Genomic DNA, 17,437 nt, shown 5'->3' with positions numbered 1-17,437 from the left:
CGCGATTATCGGGCTCGCAACGCATCTACGATACTCAGCCTCGCAGCACGTACGGCAGGCAGAAAGCCACCGACGAACCCCATGATCATCGAGAATAAAACCGTTTGAATAACGACCGATGGCGTGAGCACGAACCGGAACGATAGGTCCGCGAACGTCTGAAAATTGGTCGTCGAAAACGAAGCGAACTGCATGAGTGCCGCGCAGCCGAGGCCGACGAGTCCACCGGCAAGTCCCAAAAGCAGCGCTTCGAGCAGAAACGCAATCAACACATCGAAGCGCTTGAAACCTAACGCGCGAAGCGTTCCAATCTCCGCGACCCGGTTCGCGACCGAGGCATACATGGTGATCATCGCGCCGATCATCGCTGCTATCGAAAAGATAATCGAAAGCGTGATGCCGAGAATATTGATGAACGTGGATAGCGCCTTCGACTGATCGCCGTAGAACACTTGCTCGCGCTTGGCTTCATCGGCAAGACGAGGATCGACGTCGATATCCGCGCGAAAGCGGTCGAAGGCATCGCTGCGGGCAAGCCTCACGACCATCGACGAATAACTCGTGCGGCGAAACGACTGCATGAGTTGATCGACATCGCCCCATATCTCCGAATCGAAGCCGCTGCCGCCTGCATCGAAGTGGCCCACCACGGTCCAATCGCGCTGAGCGAAGCGCAAATGATCGCCAATGCGCGTGCCCGCAAAGCCCTTGGCGATACTGCTGCCGACGATGATCTCCGATGACCCGTGACTGAACATGCGCCCCGCCGTAAGCCTCACTTGCGGCCGCAGTTCGACGCCAGTCGGCGATACGCCGCGTATCACCACATTCGCTGGCGTATTCGAACCGAGCTTATAGAGCGAGATGAGCACCACGGTCTCTTTGGATGCGAAGGGCTCACCCTCGCCATTCATCGCGACAGACGGATGCATCTCCATCACGTTCGCCTGACTGCGGTCGATCGAGCTTTGAATCTCCGTTTCCGCGCCTTTGCGAATGACCACGACGTTATCGCGTTCGCCCGTGGATACGAGCGTTTTCTTGAGTCCCGCATCGAGCATGAGCACGGTCGAGAACACGAAGACGACGAGCGCGAGACCGCCGGCGGTCAACATCGTCGTGAGACGGCGAGCCCATAGATTGCGCGCGATGTATGAAACGGGAATGGCCATATGCTCGCCTTATCCGATCGCTCGCAAGCCTTCGACGATCCGCACGCGGCTCGCCTGCACCGCCGGTACGATCGCCGCCGCCAGCGCGATGACGAACGCGCAGGCAGCTTGCAGCATCATCGTTTCGTGCGAGACGCGAAAGACCGGAAACACCACCTGTCGCATTCTTGAAGAAATCGGCGACCGGCGGTGTCGCGAGTATGCCGATTGCACCGCCCATCGTGCAAATCGCCAGCGACTCGCCGAAGACGAGCACGCTAAGAAACGTGGGTCCGAATCCAAGCGCCTTGAGCGTGGCGTATTCGACGGTGCGTTCGCGTGCGCTCATGGCCATTGCATTGGCCATCACGGCCATGATGATGAGAATCACCACGTAAGAGACGACACGTATGGCCGCAATGATCTGATTAGACATCGCGACGAAGCCCAGCTGAAACGCTTGCTCGGTTTCGGTAAGCGTCTCCGCAAGCGAGTTCTTGAAGACGTTATCGACATTGCGCGATACGGTGGCCGCCTGATCCGGATTTCCGATGCCCACGACATACACGCCGACCTGATCCACTTGACGCTTGGTGGTCTTGCGAATCGTCTCGTTGAGATACTCCCAGTGAAAGATGAGTTGCCGCGTGATGGTCGATTCGTCGCGCCCTTCCATGATGCCGCGCACCACGAAGTCCCACGTTCCTGGATAGATCGTCCCCTTGAGAGGAATGACGTCGCCCACTTTGAAGCCGTATTGCGTCGCAAGCTGTCGCCCGATGAGCACGCCCTTGCGATCGCGCTGGTAATCGGAGCGCGCTTGCGGCGTGACGATGTACTCGGGATAGAGATCCAGATAGTTGTCCGATACCGCGAATTGCGCGAAAAAATTCTTGGGGTCGCGATAGATGCCGCCGAACCAGTTCGAGCGTGCAACCAGCGTCACACCATCCACGCCGCGAATGCGATTCTCGTATGCAAGAGGCAGCGGAAACACCAGCGAGATCGCATTGCGAGTGACCAGGCGCGCGTTGGATGCCGCAGCCGCGCCCGCGTACCACGCATCCACGACCGTATGCAGCAGGCCGTATGCAAGCACCGCAATCGTGAGGCCCAGCACGGTCAGCGCCGTGCGGAGCTTGTGACGCGTGGCATTGCGCAGAATGAGCTTGAAGACGAACATGATTCAGCGCACCGCGCCGTCGATCAACTCGCCCTTCTCAAGATGCACCAGCGCCTTCGCGGCATTGGCGGCATGCGCGTCGTGCGTGACCATGATGATGGTCTTGCCAACGCGTTCATTCAGGCGTTGCAGCATCGTTAGGACTTCGGCCGCGGAGGTGCGGTCGAGATCGCCCGTGGGTTCATCGGCGACGATCAGCTTTGGGTCGGTAATCAAGGCGCGTGCAATCGCCACGCGCTGCTGCTGGCCGCCGGATAGCTCCGACGGATAGTGAGTCGTGCGCTCGCTCATGTTGACCATGTCCAGCACCATCGCGACACGTTCACGCCGTTCGGCGCGCGAGAGGCGCGTGAGCATCAGCGGCAATTCGACGTTCTCGAATGCGGTGAGCACCGGCATCAGGTTATAGAACTGGAAGATGAAGCCAACGTGAGCCGCGCGCCAGTCGGCAAGCGCGGACTCCGGCAAACGCGTGATATCGAGCCCGCCGACAAGAAGCTCGCCGCTGTCCGGTCGGTCGATGCCCGCGATCAGATTGAGCAACGTGCTCTTGCCCGAGCCGGACGGTCCCATCAACGCGACGAAGTCCCCTTCGGCGATGGACAACGAGATGTCGGTCAGCACGGGCACCGTCTGCACGCCGCGCCGGTATGACTTCACGACGTGACTGATCTGGACCAGAGGTGCAGTGCTCACGTTACTTCTTCGCCAGCGTAACGCTGGTGCCGTCTTTGATCTTGTCGTTTGGCGCGAGTACCAGCGTATCGCCTGGCTTGACGCCTTGCACCGCGAGCAGGTCGCCGATATGTTCGCCCGTTGTCACGGGCCTCCGAAGCGCCTTGTCGTTCTCGACGATGAACACGACCTGCTTGCCATCGCGCGTGACCACTGCTGCGGGCTGAACGGCCACCAGCGCCTTCTTCTGTTCGGGCGGTACGGGCTTCGAAAGGAACGCGACCTTCGCGCTCATGTCGGGCAGCACGCGTGGATCGTGTTCGACGAAGCGCACTTTCACGAGGACCGTGGCCTTCGAACGATCGACCGTTGGCACGATGCGCGATACACGTCCCGAGAAGCGAACATCGGGCAGCGCGTCGAGCTGCATTTCGCATGGTTGATCGACCATGATCTTGCCAATGTTCGACTCCGCGACATCCGCCTCGACTTCGAGCGTCTTCATGTCCGCAATCGTCACGACCGCACCCTTGCTGTCCGATGCCGACGAGAACGGCGTGATGTTATCGCCCACGTTCGCATGCTTTTCGAGGACAACGCCATCGAAAGGCGCACGAATGATGGTCTGGTCGACGGCTACGCGCGCCGCGAGCGCATTGGCTTGTGCCGACACGATCGTGGCTGCGTCGCTATTCACGGCTGCCTTGGCCTTGTCGAAGCGGGCGCGGTCGCTGTCGTGCTGAGACGCGGGAATCGCGCCTTGGGGAGCGAGGATATCCGAGCGCTTGAGACTGATCTCTGCGTCCCTCAACTCGGCGCGTTGCAACTCGAGGTTGGCTTGAGCGACTTTAACTTGCGCCTCGGCTTGTGCAAGCGAAGCGGACACATCATCGCGTTCGAGCCGCGCAATCACCTGGCCTTCCTTTACAGGCGTACCTTCGAGTACACCAAGCCATTCCACGCGGCCCTGTCCCTTCGATGCGACCGCCGCCTTGCGTTGCGGCACGACGTAGCCGGTCGCGTTGAGAAGCGTATAGCTTTGCGATGGATAAACCGACGTGACCGTAGCGGTCTCTACCGTTTGCGGCCCGGCAAAACGCAAGCCGATGCCCACGAGTACGAGAATGATCGCTGCGACGAGCACATAGCGAAGCCACGGACGCCTGCGTCGCGGGACGACGGCAGCGGGACTGCGGTCGATCTTGAGTTTGTCTAAATCGTGTTCAGCCAATTTATCTGGAGTCGCGCCGCAGGTGACCTTGGAGCCGCTTGAGGACGGCTATCCGGTCGTGGGTCGTCATGCAATGGACAGGCAACCAGTATAGCGCCCGCAGGCCGCCCGCTTTCATTGCCTTTACTGGGTCGACGGAACTTTGCATGCGGTATGCCGACTACAAAATGCCATGCCTTCAACGATAGTCGGAAATTCAAGTGCCGCGCGCATGCTTGAGATCAAGCGCAATGAAATCGACGAAAGCCCTTATGCGCGCGGACATCTGATGCCGTCCGGAGTACACGGCGTAGATGTCCGCATTGGGCGTCTCGTAATCGGGCAATACGGCGACGAGCCGGCCATCCGCCAGATAGTCTGCAATGTCCCATTCAGCTCGCATCAGAATGCCGTGTCCTTCGAGCGCCCATTTGACGGCGATTTCGCCATCGTTGGTCGTGAGATTGCCCTTGATGCGCACCGCCTCCGTCTTCTGCGCAGCACCCCGCCCGCTCGTCAGCCGCCAAACGCCGTACGCTTCGTCGCCCTGCCGGATGCCGATGCAGTTATGCCGCGTGAGATCGTGCGGCGTCGCAGGCAAACCGTGCGTGGCGATATAGCCCGGCGCCGCGCATAGCAGCCGACGATTCGACGCGAGACGCCGCGCGACTACACGCGTATCCGGTGGCTCGCCGAAGCGAATGCAAACGTCGAACGTGTCGTCCGTGAGCGGCGGCGGCGCGACCGACAACTGCAATTGCACCGACACTTGGCGGTGCCGCGCAACGAATCGAGAAATGGCGGGCGCCACATGACTGCGCCCGAAGCCGAGCGTCGCATTCACGCGAAGCAGGCCTTTTGGACTCTTCTTCGCGCTGCCAAGCAGCTCCGCAAGTTCGTCGATTTCGTCGAGAATGCGCCGCGCGCGCTCCAGATAAAGCTCGCCCTCTGGCGTGAGCATCATGCGGCGCGTCGTGCGATTGACGAGTGGCACGCCTGCCCGCGCCTCCATTTGTGTCAGGCGCTTGCTTACTGCCGCTGCCGTGAGGCCCAGTTCCCGCGCCGCTGCGCTCAGGCTGCCCGATGTCGCGAGCGTCGAGAAAAAGCTCAGATCGGCCGGCTGAACGGTCTCGGCCATGCGCCCTCACTTTTGAATCAAAGTTAAAGATGCTTTGAGTTTAGCACCGGTTTCTTATCCTTAAGTTGGGTAGAGTGAGCTCACACACCCACATCGAGGAACGGAGACATGAAAACTTATCGCATCGCAACCATCCCCGGCGACGGCATCGGCAAGGAAGTCATCCCCGCTGGCCAGCAAGTGCTCGAAGCGCTTGCCAAGACGTCGCGTAATTTTGCATTCGAATTCGAGAGCTTCGACTGGGGCGCGGACTATTACCGTCAGCACGGTTCGATGATGCCCGCCGATGGCCTCGATGCCATCCGCGACAAGGACGCAATTCTCTTCGGTTCGGCAGGCGACCCCGGCGTGCCCGATCACATCACGCTGTGGGGCCTGCGCCTGAAGATCTGCCAGGGCTTCGATCAATACGCCAACGTGCGCCCGACGCGCATTCTTCCCGGCATCGACGGGCCGCTCAAGCGTTGCAAGCCCGAGGACCTCAATTGGGTGATCGTGCGCGAGAATTCCGAGGGCGAATATGCGGGTGTGGGTGGCCGCGTGCATCAGGGTCATCCGATCGAGGCGGCAACCGACGTCTCCATCCTCACGCGTGCCGGTGTCGAACGCATTATGCGTTTTGCATTCAAACTCGCGCAGTCGCGTCCGCGCAAACTGCTTACGGTCATCACCAAGAGCAATGCGCAGCGCCATGCCATGGTGATGTGGGACGAAATCGCGCTGCAGATTTCAAAAGAATTCCCGGACGTGAAGTGGGACAAGGAACTGGTCGATGCCGCCACCGCGCGCATGGTCAACCGTCCCGCCACGCTCGATACGATCGTCGCGACCAATCTGCATGCCGACATCCTGAGCGACCTGGCCGCCGCGCTCGCGGGCAGCCTCGGCATTGCGCCGACCGGCAACATCGACCCGGAACGCCGTTATCCGTCGATGTTCGAGCCGATCCACGGTTCCGCTTTCGACATCATGGGCAAGGGGCTTGCCAACCCGATCGGCACGTTCTGGTCGCTCGTCATGTTGCTCGAACATCTGGGCGAAACGGAAGCCGCCAAGCGTGTGATGGATGCCGTCGAAGCCGTGACAGCCGATGAATCGCTGCATACCGGCGATCTCGGCGGCAAGGCGACGACAGCGCAAGTGACGGCTGCCGTGTGCGCGTTTGTCGAACGCGTGGAAGCCGCAGCCGCCTGAATCCGCATTTTGTATGCGATGGACCCCGGCCGCGTGCCGGGGCGCTTGACCGCGATGCAACGCACATCGCGGCAACAGGACGCTCGCGCCTAACGCCTGAGTCTTTCCGCACCGTTCCTTAGAAGAGCACCGCTCGCCTCCCAAGGAGGAGACACATGCATACCCCATCCGAGTCCGGCGTGGAAGCCCGCGTCAATCGCAAGCTGGCATTGCGCATCATTCCGTTCGTGATGCTGCTTTACTTCATCAGCTTTCTCGACCGCGTCAACGTCGGTTTTGCCGCCATGACGATGAACAAGGCCATCGGCCTCTCGCCCACCGCCTTCGGACTGGGCGGCGGATTGTTTTTCATCGGCTACTTTCTGTTCGAAGTTCCGTCGAATCTAATTTTGCATAAAGTCGGCGCGCGCATCTGGATTGCACGCGTGATGGTCACGTGGGGCATCGTCTCCGTTGCATCCGCATTCGTGGCAGGTCCGACGAGCTTCTACGTCCTGCGCTTCCTGCTCGGCGTCGCGGAAGCCGGATTCTTCCCCGGCGTGATTCTTTATCTCAGCCTCTGGTTTCCGGCCAAGCAGCGCGCCGTGGCCGCCGCATGGTTCATGGCAGCCGCGCCGATCTCGACCGCCATCGGCTCGCCGTTGTCTGGCGCGATCATGCAGATGCCGCCGATCTTCGGGCTCGCAGACTGGCAGCTGCTCTACATCATCGAAGCGATTCCGGCTATCGTGCTCGGCTTCGTCGTCCTCAAATATCTGACCGACACGCCCGCCCAGGCACATTGGCTCGCGAGCGAAGAGCGCGAATGGCTCATTGCAAGGCTGAAAAGCGAAGCCGACGCGAAGCAAGCGAATGCGGGGCATACGGAAGGCGCTTTGAATGCATTACGCGATCCGCGTGTGCTAGCGCTAGCGCTCATTTATTTCGGCACGTCGGCGGGTCTTTATACGCTCGGGTTGTGGGCGCCGCTCATCATCCGTCAGTACGGTTTCAGCGCGCTGGAGACGGGGCTCATCAACGGCATTCCGAGCGTGATCGCCGTCATCGCGATGATCCTGTGGGCCCGGCATTCGGACCGCACGCAGGAACGCACGTGGCACGTGGTCATTCCATGTGCGTTGGCTTGCGTCGGCTTCTTCTTTGCAGGTCAGGCGACGACGGCGCTCTTTATCGTACTCGCGCTCATCGTGGTCAACGTGGGCATCAGCGCCGCCAAGGCTCCGCTCTGGGCCATGCCGAGCATGTTCCTTTCCGGTGCAGGCGCGGCGGCAGGCATTGCGATGATCAACTCCATCGGCAACTTGGGTGGCTTCGTGGGACCGTTCGCCATCGGCTGGCTAAAGAATTCAACCGGTAGCTATGCCGCGGGCCTGTACGTCGTGGGCGCGACGCTCGCCATGTCGGCGGTCATCACGCTAATGTTGAGCCGCAAGGCGAAGAGCGAGCGGGAGCATGCGGCGGCCGCGCGAATGTGAAGCTGCGCGGCTTTTATTTTAAGATAGCCGCTTCATCAGACTCAGCGCGTGCGCCAGAGGAAGCGAAGTGCTTTTATCGAAGAGAAAGAGTAAGACGGCTATCGGCGCGGCTGGCATGCTGCTAAGTGTATTCATTATTTTGCATGCACCTTGCGCGTGGAGTGCTTCGGCCGATGCAGGCGTTGCGAGCGGCGCGGGCATTTTGTCGGCGGACGCACTCCCTGCCGACTTCACCGGCGACGATCCTCAACACGTCAGAGACGCGCTTAGCGGCAAGCCGTCGGCCAGCCAGCCGCCTTCCATTACTAGCCGCCTGCGCGGCTTTCTGGACCGTCCGCTGCAACGCTTGCGCAAGTCCACGCAATCCGCATCCGCGACGCAGACAGCGGCGCAAGCACAGGCAAATGCGCAAGCCGATCCCACTTTTGCATTCGTTATTCCAGCGTCTTACGGCGTCCGATACCAGACGAAAAAGAAGCTGCTTAGTGTGAACGTCTCCCTTGCCGCGCCCACGCAACCGGACGCCATCCTGCTCAAGGAGACGGTGAAGGGCCAGAGCGGTCGCAAACTGGTCGTGGCGCCCGAGGCCAAGGCTAAAGGCTTCGTCCAGACTTTCGACGTGATACAGCTTGGCGTTGAAGGCCGCGCAAGAACGAACGTGCGCGGCGGTGCAATCCTGGCCGATTTCGATAAGACGCACGGCGACGGCGACTTTGCGATTCTGCTGATCTGCACGCTAGAGCCGCCATATCTCATCGACCGCGTCGAACATAACGACCCCACGGATGAAGAGCCGACCGACATCACGCGTAGGACATCCACGCTGCATGGTCGCGTCGACGCCGTCTGGCTCATCGATCGCAAGACGGGAACCATCGTCACCAAGCGGCTCAATCTCGTGAAATGACGCTCAAGCGTCGAACGTCGCGTTCGAATCCAATGGATAAACCGGCCGCTTGAGATTGCTGAACGAGAAGAGCTCATAGTCCGAGCTCGTGACGCCCCGGCTGTCGCACTCCACCAGACCACCGGCAATCGGCACGAACACCGGCCGGCAATACATGCGCGACTTGAGGATAAGAAAGCGCGCGCCGCGTGGATCGATACCGACGCTCTCGAATACACCGAGATCCCAAGGCTCATGCGTGCGTTCGGTGACAAGAATCCGCGCGGCCGGTGTCTCGATGACGGCGGCGCGGCCCATATAAGCGCGTTGGCCGGTATAAGTCGGACCGCTGATGATGTACTCGCCATTCGTCAGGGCACGCACCACGCCTGTCACCTCGAGCGGAGGCTTGCCGCGCGATGCGACGCTCGGGAGCTTGTTGCCTATGCCGACTGTGACCGTCGCGCCGATGCCAGCATCGAATAAGGTTGCCACTGCTTGCGGGTCGCATAGCGGGCCGACGACGATGCCATCGAGCCCTTGTACAAGGGCTTCTTCGAATGCGTCGGTGGTGTCGCACGTGCCGCCCGACATGCAGTTGTCGCCGTGATCGAGCAGCAAGACGGGCTTGTCGGCTTCTTGCGCCAGCTTCACGCCTTCCGCGATAGATGCTGCAAGCGGTGCGCTGCGATAAACGAAGGCCTCGCGTTCATTCCAGATCTGCTGCGCGATCTGGTTCGCGACTTTTTGCGCTTTGTCGATGTCGCCGTTTGTAACCACGACTACGCTAATGCAAGGCGACGCGATATCCGCGAGAGAAAAGCCCGACAGCACCGAGACTGCGAGCACTCCTTCCTCTCCCTCCGCTGCGCGTGCCGCTTCGATGGCGCGCTTCATCGCACCGCTTGCCGTCGCGCTTCTCAACGTATGCGTGAGGAGCGGCGGTTGGGCCCACGCGATGACAGGGGTCACCTTTTCATCGATGAGATTGAAAAGCAGGCGGGCCGCGTGCTCGCCGCTTTCATACATATCCACGTGCGGATAGGTCTTGAAACTCACGATCACATTTGCATTGTCGATGATCTTCTGCGTGACGTTCGCGTGCAGATCGAGCGAGACTGCAATGGGCGCGTGCGGCAATGCCTTGCGTACACGTCCGAGCAAATCGCCTTCGCCGTCCGACGAATTTTCCGCAACCATGGCGCCGTGCAGGTCGAGCATCACTGCGTCGCATCCTTGCGCGGCTTGGACGATAGATGCGCATATCGCGTCGTAAGCTGCTGCGGCGACCGGGCCGCTAGGATTCGCCGATGCGGAGATAGGCGTGACGATCTCCGCTTTTACGCGTTCGGCGGCGTCGATGAAAGCAGACATCGCGGTGCGCATACCCGCGTTTTCCTGATATGCGGCTTCGTTATAGCAAGGGCCGTCGCGACCGAATGCTTCGAGCGGTGTCGCCACAGGCGAGAAAGTATTGGTCTCGTGATTCATCCGGGCGATCAGAATTTTCATGCTTACGCTCCTTCTTGAGCCGGTGCATTTGCGGCACGCAGCATGACTTGAAGCAGCACGTTACAGCCTGCTTCGAGATGATCGGCCTGCGCATCCTCTATTTCATTGTGGCTGATGCCATCCTTGCACGGCACGAAGATCATTGCAGCGGGAGCGACGCGCGCAAGGTACACCGCATCGTGACCCGCGCCGCTTACCGCATCCATCGACGTATAGGCTAGTGCGTTGGCGCTGTCACGCACCGAATCGACCAGCGATGCATCGAACGGTTGCGGTGCAAAGTAGACCACTTCGTCTACCGCTACAGGCAACGACGACTTGGCGCACATGTCACGCAGGGCGGCATCCATCTCATCGAGCGTGGCGTCGTCGGCAGCGCGGAAGTCGACGGTTAGCCTCACACGGCCCGGGATCACATTGCGCGAATTCGGATGTACGTCCACCCAACCGACCGTACCGCGTCCATGCGGAGCATGCGAGATCGCAATGCGATTGACCTCGCGGATAAGATCGGCTGCCACGAGCAACGCGTCACGGCGCAGTTCCATCGGCGTAGGTCCTGCATGCGCCTCCATCCCCTCAATGATCACGTCGTACCATCGTTGACCGAGCGCTCCCTGCACCACGCCGATCACTTTGTCATTCGCTTCGAGCACTGGCCCTTGCTCGATATGCGCTTCGAAATAAGCACCGACGCGATGCGCCGCGACGTGTTCACCCTTATAACCGATCGACGCGAGCGCATCGCGCACGGAGATGCCTTCGCGATCCTTTTGCATCAGCGCGTAATCGAGCGTGAACGCGCCAGCAAAGACGCCTGAGCCCATCATGACTGGAACGAAGCGCGACCCTTCCTCATTGGTCCAGACCGCGACTTCGAGCGGCGCGACAGTGCGTACATCGTTGTCGTTCAAGGTGCGCAGGACTTCGAGGCCGGCGAGTACGCCATAGTTGCCATCGAACTTTCCGCCTGTCGGTTGTGTGTCGATATGACTGCCGGTCATAACAGGAGGCAGGTCGTCACGCAAGCCCGCACGACGCGCGAAGATGTTGCCGATTGCATCGATGCGCACCGTACATCCAACTCCCTTCGCCCAAGCGACGAAGAGATCGCGCCCTTTCTTGTCGAGTTCGGTTAGCGCCAGGCGACACACGCCACCTTTATGCGTCGCGCCGATGCGCGCGAGTTCCATCAGGCTGTTCCAAAGTCGCGCGCCGTCGACGCGCAAGCCAGCATGCGCTGGCAGATCGAGCACTTGCATCGGAATTCCTTCGATAGTTGCAGATGAAAATTGTCAGCCTTCGATGCACTCAAACGACGCCGACACCTAGATAGCGGTCTTTAACGGAGTCCTCGGAAATGAAGACGTCGTTGCTGGCTTCGTACACGATACGGCCTTGCTCGATGATGTAATGGCGATCTGCAAGCTGAGTACAGACCTCGAGATTCTGTTCGACCAGCAGGATTGCCACGCCCGCTTCCCGAATCAGCTTGAGTTGCGCCACGATCTCTTCGACGATCACGGGGGCAAGGCCTTCGACGGGTTCATCGAGCATCAGAAGCCGCGGATGATTCATGAGCGCACGGCCGATTGCCAGCATCTGCTGCTCACCACCCGACAGTTGACCACCGCCATTCGTGCGGCGTTCCTTCAGACGAGGAAAGATGCGATAGATGTCCGTCAACTGCCAAGGCGATTGCTTACGGGCGCCAAGACGAAGATTCTCTTCCACTGAAAGCAGCTTGAAGATACCGCGATGCTCCGGAACAAAACATATCCCGCGCGCGGCAATCTTGTGCGGCTGCATTTTCGCTACTTCAATGCCTTTGAACTTCACACTGCCCCGTTGCGGGGTTACGACGCCGGCAATACTCTTTAACGTCGTCGACTTTCCCGCGCCATTGCGGCCAAGCAAAGTGACAGTCTCGCCGTCCCGAACACTAAGCGTCACGCCTTGCAAGACGTGACTTTTCCCATAGTATCCGTGGATATTCTGTGCTTCGAGCATCAGGCACGGCCTCCGGTAATCATGTTGCCGAGATATGCGGTACGCACGCGCTCGTCGCCGCGAATATCGGCAGGCTTGCCTTCGACCAGGACACGCCCCTGCTGCATGACCGTGATCGTGTCGGAGATATCCATCACGATATCCATGTTGTGCTCGATGAGAACGACGGTATAGTCGTCGCGCAAACTGCGGATCAGTTGCTTCATGTCGTCGAGATCGTCGATTCCCATCCCGGAAGTCGGCTCATCGAGAAAAATTGCCTTAGGACGAGCCGCGCGCGCCATGCCTACTTCAAGTCGCCGCTGCTGACCATGCGAAAGCGCGCTTGCGAACGTCGACGCGAAACGTTGCAAAGAAAGGCGCTCAAGCACGGCATCCACTGTCTCGCGATGCTCAAGCGCACCACGCGGCGGCGTCCACGCATTGAGCGCGCGCTTTGCGTCCACGCCTTGAGCCGCGAGGCGAAGATTTTCGCGCACGGTCAGATTGGCGAAGAGACTCGTTACCTGGAACGATCGCGCGATGCCACGCTTCACGCGCCGATGATCGGGCTCATGTGTGACATCGTGTCCGTCGAACATGATATTGCCTGCCGTGATGGGCACGGTGCCCGTGAGCACGTGGAATAGCGTTGTCTTGCCCGCGCCATTCGGACCGATGACCGAATGGACCGTATGGCTCGCTATACGCAAGTTCACCTCGGTCAAGGCGGCGAATTTCCCATAACGCTTGACGACATTCCTTGCTTCGAGAAGGGCCGTGCTCATGTTGCCTCTCCCTGATTGCGCCTGACGGCGCGCCAGACGCGTTCGCCAAGGCCCCACAAGCCACGCTGCATGAAAAGACTTACAGCGATCAACACGAGCCCAAGCAGGAGCAGCCAGCGCGGCCAAAGCGTGCTCAACCAATCAGCGAACAGCACATAGAAGGCCGCACCGAGAACCGATGAGAACAGATTGCCCGTACCGCCGATCACCGTCATCACGAGAATCATCTCGCTCGTGTGATAGTCGATGTTAGACAGCGGCGCGATACCGGTCATCATGGCGTGCAGCGCGCCCGCCAAACCCGTGACCGCACCGGAGATGACAAAGGCCGCGAGCTTGAAGCGCCTGACGTCGTACCCAACCGCGGCCGCTCGGGCTTCGTTGTCGCGAATAGCCAGCAATGTGCGACCGAATATCGAATGCGAGACACGCATCATCAGCCAGAATGCCAGCAAGAAAAGCACCGCCACGAACGCGTAATACTGCCAGGGTGAGGTTATCGAAAAGAGCGTCTTGCCGAAGATGGACAAAGCGGGACGGGGGATATCGAGAAGACCGTTGTCACCGCCAGTTAGATCGGGCGTCGTGTAGGCGAGAAAGTAAAACATCTGGCCGAATGCGAGCGTCAACATCACGAAATAGGCACCGCGCTGACGGATGGAAAACCATCCGACGATGGCTGCGGCAACCGCTCCGGCAAGCACCGCCCCTAATAAGGCGACGGGAGCCTGTAGACCGAATTTCGTCAGGATGAGACCCGCGCTATAGCTGCCTAGTCCAAAGAAAATGCCTTGTCCAAAAGAGAGCAACCCTGTGTGTCCCAGGAGCAGATTGCACCCCAAGGCCGCAAGCGCGTAGACAAGTACTTCGGTCGCAAGCGAACCCGAACGTATCGTCATGGGCAATATGCAAACGACCAATAAGGCAAGGAGCGAGAAGCGATAGCGATGAAGCGCTTGCCGGGGCGACGAGCTTTGCGGCGCGTCGACGTCCAGCGCGTTCGAATCCTGTTTGGAAATCAAACTGCCCTCCCGAGCAATCCATTCGGACGCAGCAATAGGACAGCGGCCATCGCGACATAGATCATGAGCCGCGCGCCTTCGGGCCATAACGTGCTCATCACGCTCTGAACAATACCGACCAACAAGCCGCCAACAAGCGCGCCAAGGAAATTACCCATGCCGCCCACCACGACAACCACGAAGGCCACGCCCAAAGCTTCGATACCCATGAATGGATCGACGCCGCGTATGGGTGCGGCAAGGACGCCTGCAAGCGCTGCCGTGCCCGCGCCGAGCGCGAACACGAGACTGAAGACCCGCGTCACATTGATACCGAGCAAGGACACCATCTCACTGGATTCACTGCCCGCGCGAACGGCGCTACCGAGCCGCGTGCCTTCGAGTACCCACCAGAGAATGGCCGCGAGCACAGCCGTGAATCCGATCACGAAAAGGCGGTATTTCGGATAGACGAAGCTGCCCCAGATCACGACGCCATTCAGCACATCCGGCACCGCTACGTTGTCGCCGAGCGGTCCCCATAGGATGATTGCGCACTCCTGCAGCACGAGTGCGAGGCCCACTGTCGCGAGAATATGAAACTCGTGCTGCTGCGCATAGACGTGCCGCAATACGATCTTTTCTACTATCCACGCAAGCACGCCTACTACAACCGGCACGACGATGAGCGCCATCCAGAAGCTCATTGACCACTGCATCGCCTGATAGCAAAAATACGCACCAAGAAGGTAGAACGCGCCGTGCGCGAAATTCACGAAGCGCAGGAGCCCGAATACGATCGACAAGCCGACCGCGAGCAGAAAATACAGCATCCCCACGCCGATGCCGTTCACGACCTGCAACAGATAAACGTTCATGGCCTTGGCTCAAAAGAGAAACGGCGCGAACGCGCTTCAGGCGCATTCGCTTCCAGCTTGTGCCTAAGCATTGTCAAGCCATCTTGCATTGCGTCTTGTCGAGCGGAAGGAACGATTGTCCTGAACTGACGATATCGGCGTAGTCGTCCTTGTCTTTCATCTTGCTCTTTGGCTTACCCTTGAGCAAATAATAATTCTTGAGCACCTGATGGTCGCCTGCGCGGATTTCCTCAGGGCCCGTCAGACCTGAATACTTCATTCCTTCCAGCGTCGCGATGACTTTCTTGGGGTCTGCCGTACCTGCCTTCACGATGCCGTCCAGCAAAATCTTGGTACAGGTATACGATCCCGCAAGACTGTAGTTCGGGTTCGCCTTGAAGGCCGCATTGGCGCGCTTGACGAGATCCTGATTGAGCGGGGAATCAATTGCGTGCCAGTACTGCGCGCCGAAATACACCCCTTCGCAGATGTCCGGACCCAGCGCTTCGAACTGCTCCAGACCGGACGCCCAGGCCATGAGAATCGTGCAGTTGTTCTTCATGCCGAAGCTCACGGCTTGTCGCAACGTATCCGACGACTGTGAGCCAAAGTTCAGAATAAGCAGGACGTCCGGCTTGGCCGCGACAGCGTTGGTCAGATATCCGCTGAATTCTTTTTCGTTTAGCGAGTGATAGCTGTTGCCCACATGCTCGATGCCCTTTTCCTTGAAGATGGCTTTAGCAGCGGATAAAAGACCATCGCCAAAGACGTATTGTGGCGTGATGGTGTACCAACGCTTGGCCTTGGGGAACGTCTGAATGAGCGGTCGAACCGTCTGCTCTATTGCGCCGAAGGTCGGCACCGACCACCGAAACGTCGCGCTATTGCAGTCTTTCCCCGTGAGCTCGTCGGCGCCCGCCGTAGTGATGAAAACGCCGCCGGCCTTCTCCACTTCCTTACCCATTGCAAGCGCTTCGGACGAAAGAATGCCGCCTGCAAAATAGCGCGCGTTTTTCTGTTGGGCTATTTCCTGAACGCGACGCACCGCGGTCGCGGGCTTGCCTTCGGTATCGAGCGTGGTATATGCGAGCGGCTGACCGAGCACCTTGCCATACTGTTCGATCGCGAGCTTCATGCCGAGATCGGCGTATTTGCCGTTTGCCGCAAAGGGTCCGGACATCGGCACCGGGCAGGCAAACTGAATCGGCGAACCTTGAGCGAGCGCGCTGCGCGACATGAGCGCCTCAAACGATCCGGGAACGGCCGACAGCGCGGCCAGCTTCAACATATTTCGGCGATTCAAAATTGACGCTCCTTGAGAAGAAGACCTGCGCGGCCACCTTGCGTTTTTTTCGTGGTACGTTCATGCGTCGGTTTAGCTTCATCCTATTTATCATGATAAATAGAACGAATCCGATGCTAGGTACAATAAATTCGGGTGTCAATAAGGCAATATTCCGGGGTGTGTAAAGGAGCATCGATATGGTGATGGACCGTGCTAAGCGCGCCAGCGCGGCGGCCGGAGTCGACCCGACTCAACAGGAAGTCTCAAGGCAGCCGCTTGCCAAGCCCATCAAGCAACCCAAGCGCGCGGACCTCGTCGCTGAGGAAATCAAACGGCTCATTACGGAAAAGGATCTCAAGCCGGGCGACAAGCTGCCGCGCGAAGTCGAGTTGCAGCAGTTGTTTTCCGTTAGCAAGAGCACGATTCGCGAAGCGCTCAAGTCTCTCGAAGTGCAAGGGCTTATCAAGGTCACGACCGGTCCTTCGGGCGGCGGCACCATCGTTGAAGTGCCGCTGGATAGAACCCTTCAGCTCTTGCAAAATTATTTGTTCTTTAAGGACGTAAGCATCGACGACATCTATACGGTGCGTCAGTTGCTCGAACCCGAACTTGCTGCAGGGGCAGTGCCGCATTTGACGGAAGAGGATTTGGCCGCGCTCGAGGAAAATATAGCGAGTTGCGACGAACCCGCTTGCGCGCACGAGAGCCGGGATATCGTCAGGCAACGTCAGGAAGACGTGAATTTCCACGACATTCTCGCTGCGGCCAATCCCAATCCGTTCTTGCGGTTTAGCTGCGAGCTGATCAACGAGATGATCCGGCAACTGATCGAATTTCGAAACGATACACCGCAAGCGGAGCACGAACGTTTCGGCCGTGCAAACGTCAAGATTCACAAGGCCATCACCGAAGCAGCACGTGCGCGCGACGCTGAAAAAGTACGCGAACTGATGGTGATACACATGACGGAAGCGCCGCGCTACGTCAAACGCATGAAGGGCAAAATTCGCGGCAGGCTCATACTCGATTCAGAGATTCGCAAGCGCGTCATTAAGCGCGGCGGTAAAGCTTAAGCGAATTTCTTCTTCCGATT

15 protein-coding genes and 1 pseudogene are annotated in these 17,437 nt (G+C 59.2%); 4 read left to right on the top strand and 12 right to left on the bottom strand.

Features of this window, described 5'->3' with window-relative positions; genetic code table 11:
- Positions 1 to 5 precede the first annotated feature (5 nt).
- From P9292_RS38485 to P9292_RS38465, 5 genes and pseudogenes are all read right to left on the bottom strand, one after another.
- Entirely contained in the window at positions 6 to 1,172 is a 1,167-nt protein-coding gene (locus tag P9292_RS38485) for an ABC transporter permease (protein ID WP_244831277.1), read from the bottom strand.
- Positions 1,173 to 1,181: 9 nt separating this feature from the next.
- Positions 1,182 to 2,334 (bottom strand): annotated as a pseudogene (locus P9292_RS38480) (ABC transporter permease).
- 3 nt (positions 2,335 to 2,337) lie between these two features.
- On the bottom strand, positions 2,338 to 3,030 hold the full coding sequence (locus tag P9292_RS38475; protein ID WP_244831275.1) for an ABC transporter ATP-binding protein: 693 nt from the start codon (positions 3,028 to 3,030) through the stop codon (positions 2,338 to 2,340).
- Position 3,031: 1 nt separating this feature from the next.
- The gene (locus P9292_RS38470) at positions 3,032 to 4,240 is read right to left on the bottom strand and encodes an efflux RND transporter periplasmic adaptor subunit (protein ID WP_309964801.1); all 1,209 of its coding nucleotides are present in this window, start codon (positions 4,238 to 4,240) and stop codon (positions 3,032 to 3,034) included.
- A gap of 196 nt (positions 4,241 to 4,436) precedes the next feature.
- Positions 4,437 to 5,357: a LysR family transcriptional regulator gene (locus P9292_RS38465; protein ID WP_250493987.1), complete on the bottom strand. Its 921-nt coding sequence runs from the start codon at positions 5,355 to 5,357 to the stop codon at positions 4,437 to 4,439.
- A 108-nt stretch (positions 5,358 to 5,465) separates the two neighbouring features.
- Here P9292_RS38465 and P9292_RS38460 point away from each other — a divergent pair, with 108 nt between their 5' ends.
- From P9292_RS38460 to P9292_RS38450, 3 genes are all read left to right on the top strand, one after another.
- A complete protein-coding gene (locus tag P9292_RS38460) occupies positions 5,466 to 6,551 on the top strand; it encodes a tartrate dehydrogenase (protein WP_244831272.1) in 1,086 nt (361 codons plus the stop codon).
- Between the two features lie 155 nt (positions 6,552 to 6,706).
- Positions 6,707 to 8,026 carry an MFS transporter gene (locus P9292_RS38455; RefSeq protein ID WP_250493986.1) on the top strand — a complete coding sequence of 440 codons (1,320 nt, stop codon included), beginning with the start codon at positions 6,707 to 6,709 and terminating at the stop codon, positions 8,024 to 8,026.
- A gap of 115 nt (positions 8,027 to 8,141) precedes the next feature.
- On the top strand, positions 8,142 to 8,933 hold the full coding sequence (locus tag P9292_RS38450; RefSeq protein ID WP_309847649.1) for a hypothetical protein: 792 nt from the start codon (positions 8,142 to 8,144) through the stop codon (positions 8,931 to 8,933).
- A gap of 3 nt (positions 8,934 to 8,936) precedes the next feature.
- On the opposite strand, the gene P9292_RS38445 is transcribed toward P9292_RS38450, so the two are convergent.
- The 7 genes from P9292_RS38445 to P9292_RS38415 all read right to left on the bottom strand — a co-directional run bounded on the left by P9292_RS38445 (position 8,937) and on the right by P9292_RS38415 (position 16,362).
- The gene (locus tag P9292_RS38445; RefSeq protein ID WP_309964798.1) at positions 8,937 to 10,424 is read right to left on the bottom strand and encodes a M81 family metallopeptidase; all 1,488 of its coding nucleotides are present in this window, start codon (positions 10,422 to 10,424) and stop codon (positions 8,937 to 8,939) included.
- A 2-nt stretch (positions 10,425 to 10,426) separates the two neighbouring features.
- Positions 10,427 to 11,686 (bottom strand): Zn-dependent hydrolase, encoded by a 1,260-nt coding sequence (locus P9292_RS38440; protein ID WP_309964796.1) that lies wholly within the window; start codon positions 11,684 to 11,686, stop codon positions 10,427 to 10,429.
- 49 nt (positions 11,687 to 11,735) lie between these two features.
- The gene (locus P9292_RS38435; protein ID WP_409015502.1) at positions 11,736 to 12,434 is read right to left on the bottom strand and encodes an ABC transporter ATP-binding protein; all 699 of its coding nucleotides are present in this window, start codon (positions 12,432 to 12,434) and stop codon (positions 11,736 to 11,738) included.
- Positions 12,434 to 13,201 (bottom strand): ABC transporter ATP-binding protein, encoded by a 768-nt coding sequence (locus tag P9292_RS38430; RefSeq protein ID WP_309964795.1) that lies wholly within the window; start codon positions 13,199 to 13,201, stop codon positions 12,434 to 12,436. The genes P9292_RS38435 and P9292_RS38430 overlap by 1 nt, the downstream gene beginning before the upstream one ends.
- Positions 13,198 to 14,196 carry a branched-chain amino acid ABC transporter permease gene (locus P9292_RS38425; RefSeq protein ID WP_309965403.1) on the bottom strand — a complete coding sequence of 333 codons (999 nt, stop codon included), beginning with the start codon at positions 14,194 to 14,196 and terminating at the stop codon, positions 13,198 to 13,200. The genes P9292_RS38430 and P9292_RS38425 overlap by 4 nt, the downstream gene beginning before the upstream one ends.
- Positions 14,197 to 14,219: 23 nt before the next feature.
- Positions 14,220 to 15,080, bottom strand: a complete 861-nt coding sequence (locus P9292_RS38420) for a branched-chain amino acid ABC transporter permease (RefSeq protein WP_244831266.1) — start codon at positions 15,078 to 15,080, stop codon at positions 14,220 to 14,222.
- A gap of 73 nt (positions 15,081 to 15,153) precedes the next feature.
- Complete coding sequence (locus tag P9292_RS38415) at positions 15,154 to 16,362, bottom strand: ABC transporter substrate-binding protein (protein WP_309964791.1); 1,209 nt, start codon at positions 16,360 to 16,362, stop codon at positions 15,154 to 15,156.
- Between the two features lie 179 nt (positions 16,363 to 16,541).
- On the opposite strand from P9292_RS38415, the gene P9292_RS38410 reads away from it, so the two are divergent.
- Positions 16,542 to 17,417: a FadR/GntR family transcriptional regulator gene (locus P9292_RS38410; RefSeq protein ID WP_250467937.1), complete on the top strand. Its 876-nt coding sequence runs from the start codon at positions 16,542 to 16,544 to the stop codon at positions 17,415 to 17,417.
- Positions 17,418 to 17,437: the final 20 nt, after the last annotated feature.

Origin of the sequence: Caballeronia sp. LZ001, from assembly GCF_031450875.1 — a bacterium.
In the GTDB taxonomy this organism is placed as follows: Bacteria; Pseudomonadota; Gammaproteobacteria; order Burkholderiales; family Burkholderiaceae; genus Caballeronia.
Note: the sequence above shows the minus strand (reverse complement) of the source record. Positions and strands in the feature narration are given on the sequence as shown.

Coding starts and splice junctions, on each gene's coding strand:
- P9292_RS38465 (WP_250493987.1), bottom strand. CDS start 5,357: ATGGCCGAGACCGTTCAGCCGGCCGATCTGAGCTTTTTCTCGACGCTC.
- P9292_RS38420 (WP_244831266.1), bottom strand. CDS start 15,080: ATGAACGTTTATCTGTTGCAGGTCGTGAACGGCATCGGCGTGGGGATG.
- P9292_RS38455 (WP_250493986.1), top strand. CDS start 6,707: ATGCATACCCCATCCGAGTCCGGCGTGGAAGCCCGCGTCAATCGCAAG.
- P9292_RS38460 (WP_244831272.1), top strand. CDS start 5,466: ATGAAAACTTATCGCATCGCAACCATCCCCGGCGACGGCATCGGCAAG.
- P9292_RS38435 (WP_409015502.1), bottom strand. CDS start 12,434: ATGCTCGAAGCACAGAATATCCACGGATACTATGGGAAAAGTCACGTC.
- P9292_RS38485 (WP_244831277.1), bottom strand. CDS start 1,172: ATGGCCATTCCCGTTTCATACATCGCGCGCAATCTATGGGCTCGCCGT.
- P9292_RS38440 (WP_309964796.1), bottom strand. CDS start 11,686: ATGCAAGTGCTCGATCTGCCAGCGCATGCTGGCTTGCGCGTCGACGGC.
- P9292_RS38410 (WP_250467937.1), top strand. CDS start 16,542: ATGGTGATGGACCGTGCTAAGCGCGCCAGCGCGGCGGCCGGAGTCGAC.
- P9292_RS38430 (WP_309964795.1), bottom strand. CDS start 13,201: ATGAGCACGGCCCTTCTCGAAGCAAGGAATGTCGTCAAGCGTTATGGG.
- P9292_RS38450 (WP_309847649.1), top strand. CDS start 8,142: ATGCTGCTAAGTGTATTCATTATTTTGCATGCACCTTGCGCGTGGAGT.
- P9292_RS38445 (WP_309964798.1), bottom strand. CDS start 10,424: ATGAAAATTCTGATCGCCCGGATGAATCACGAGACCAATACTTTCTCG.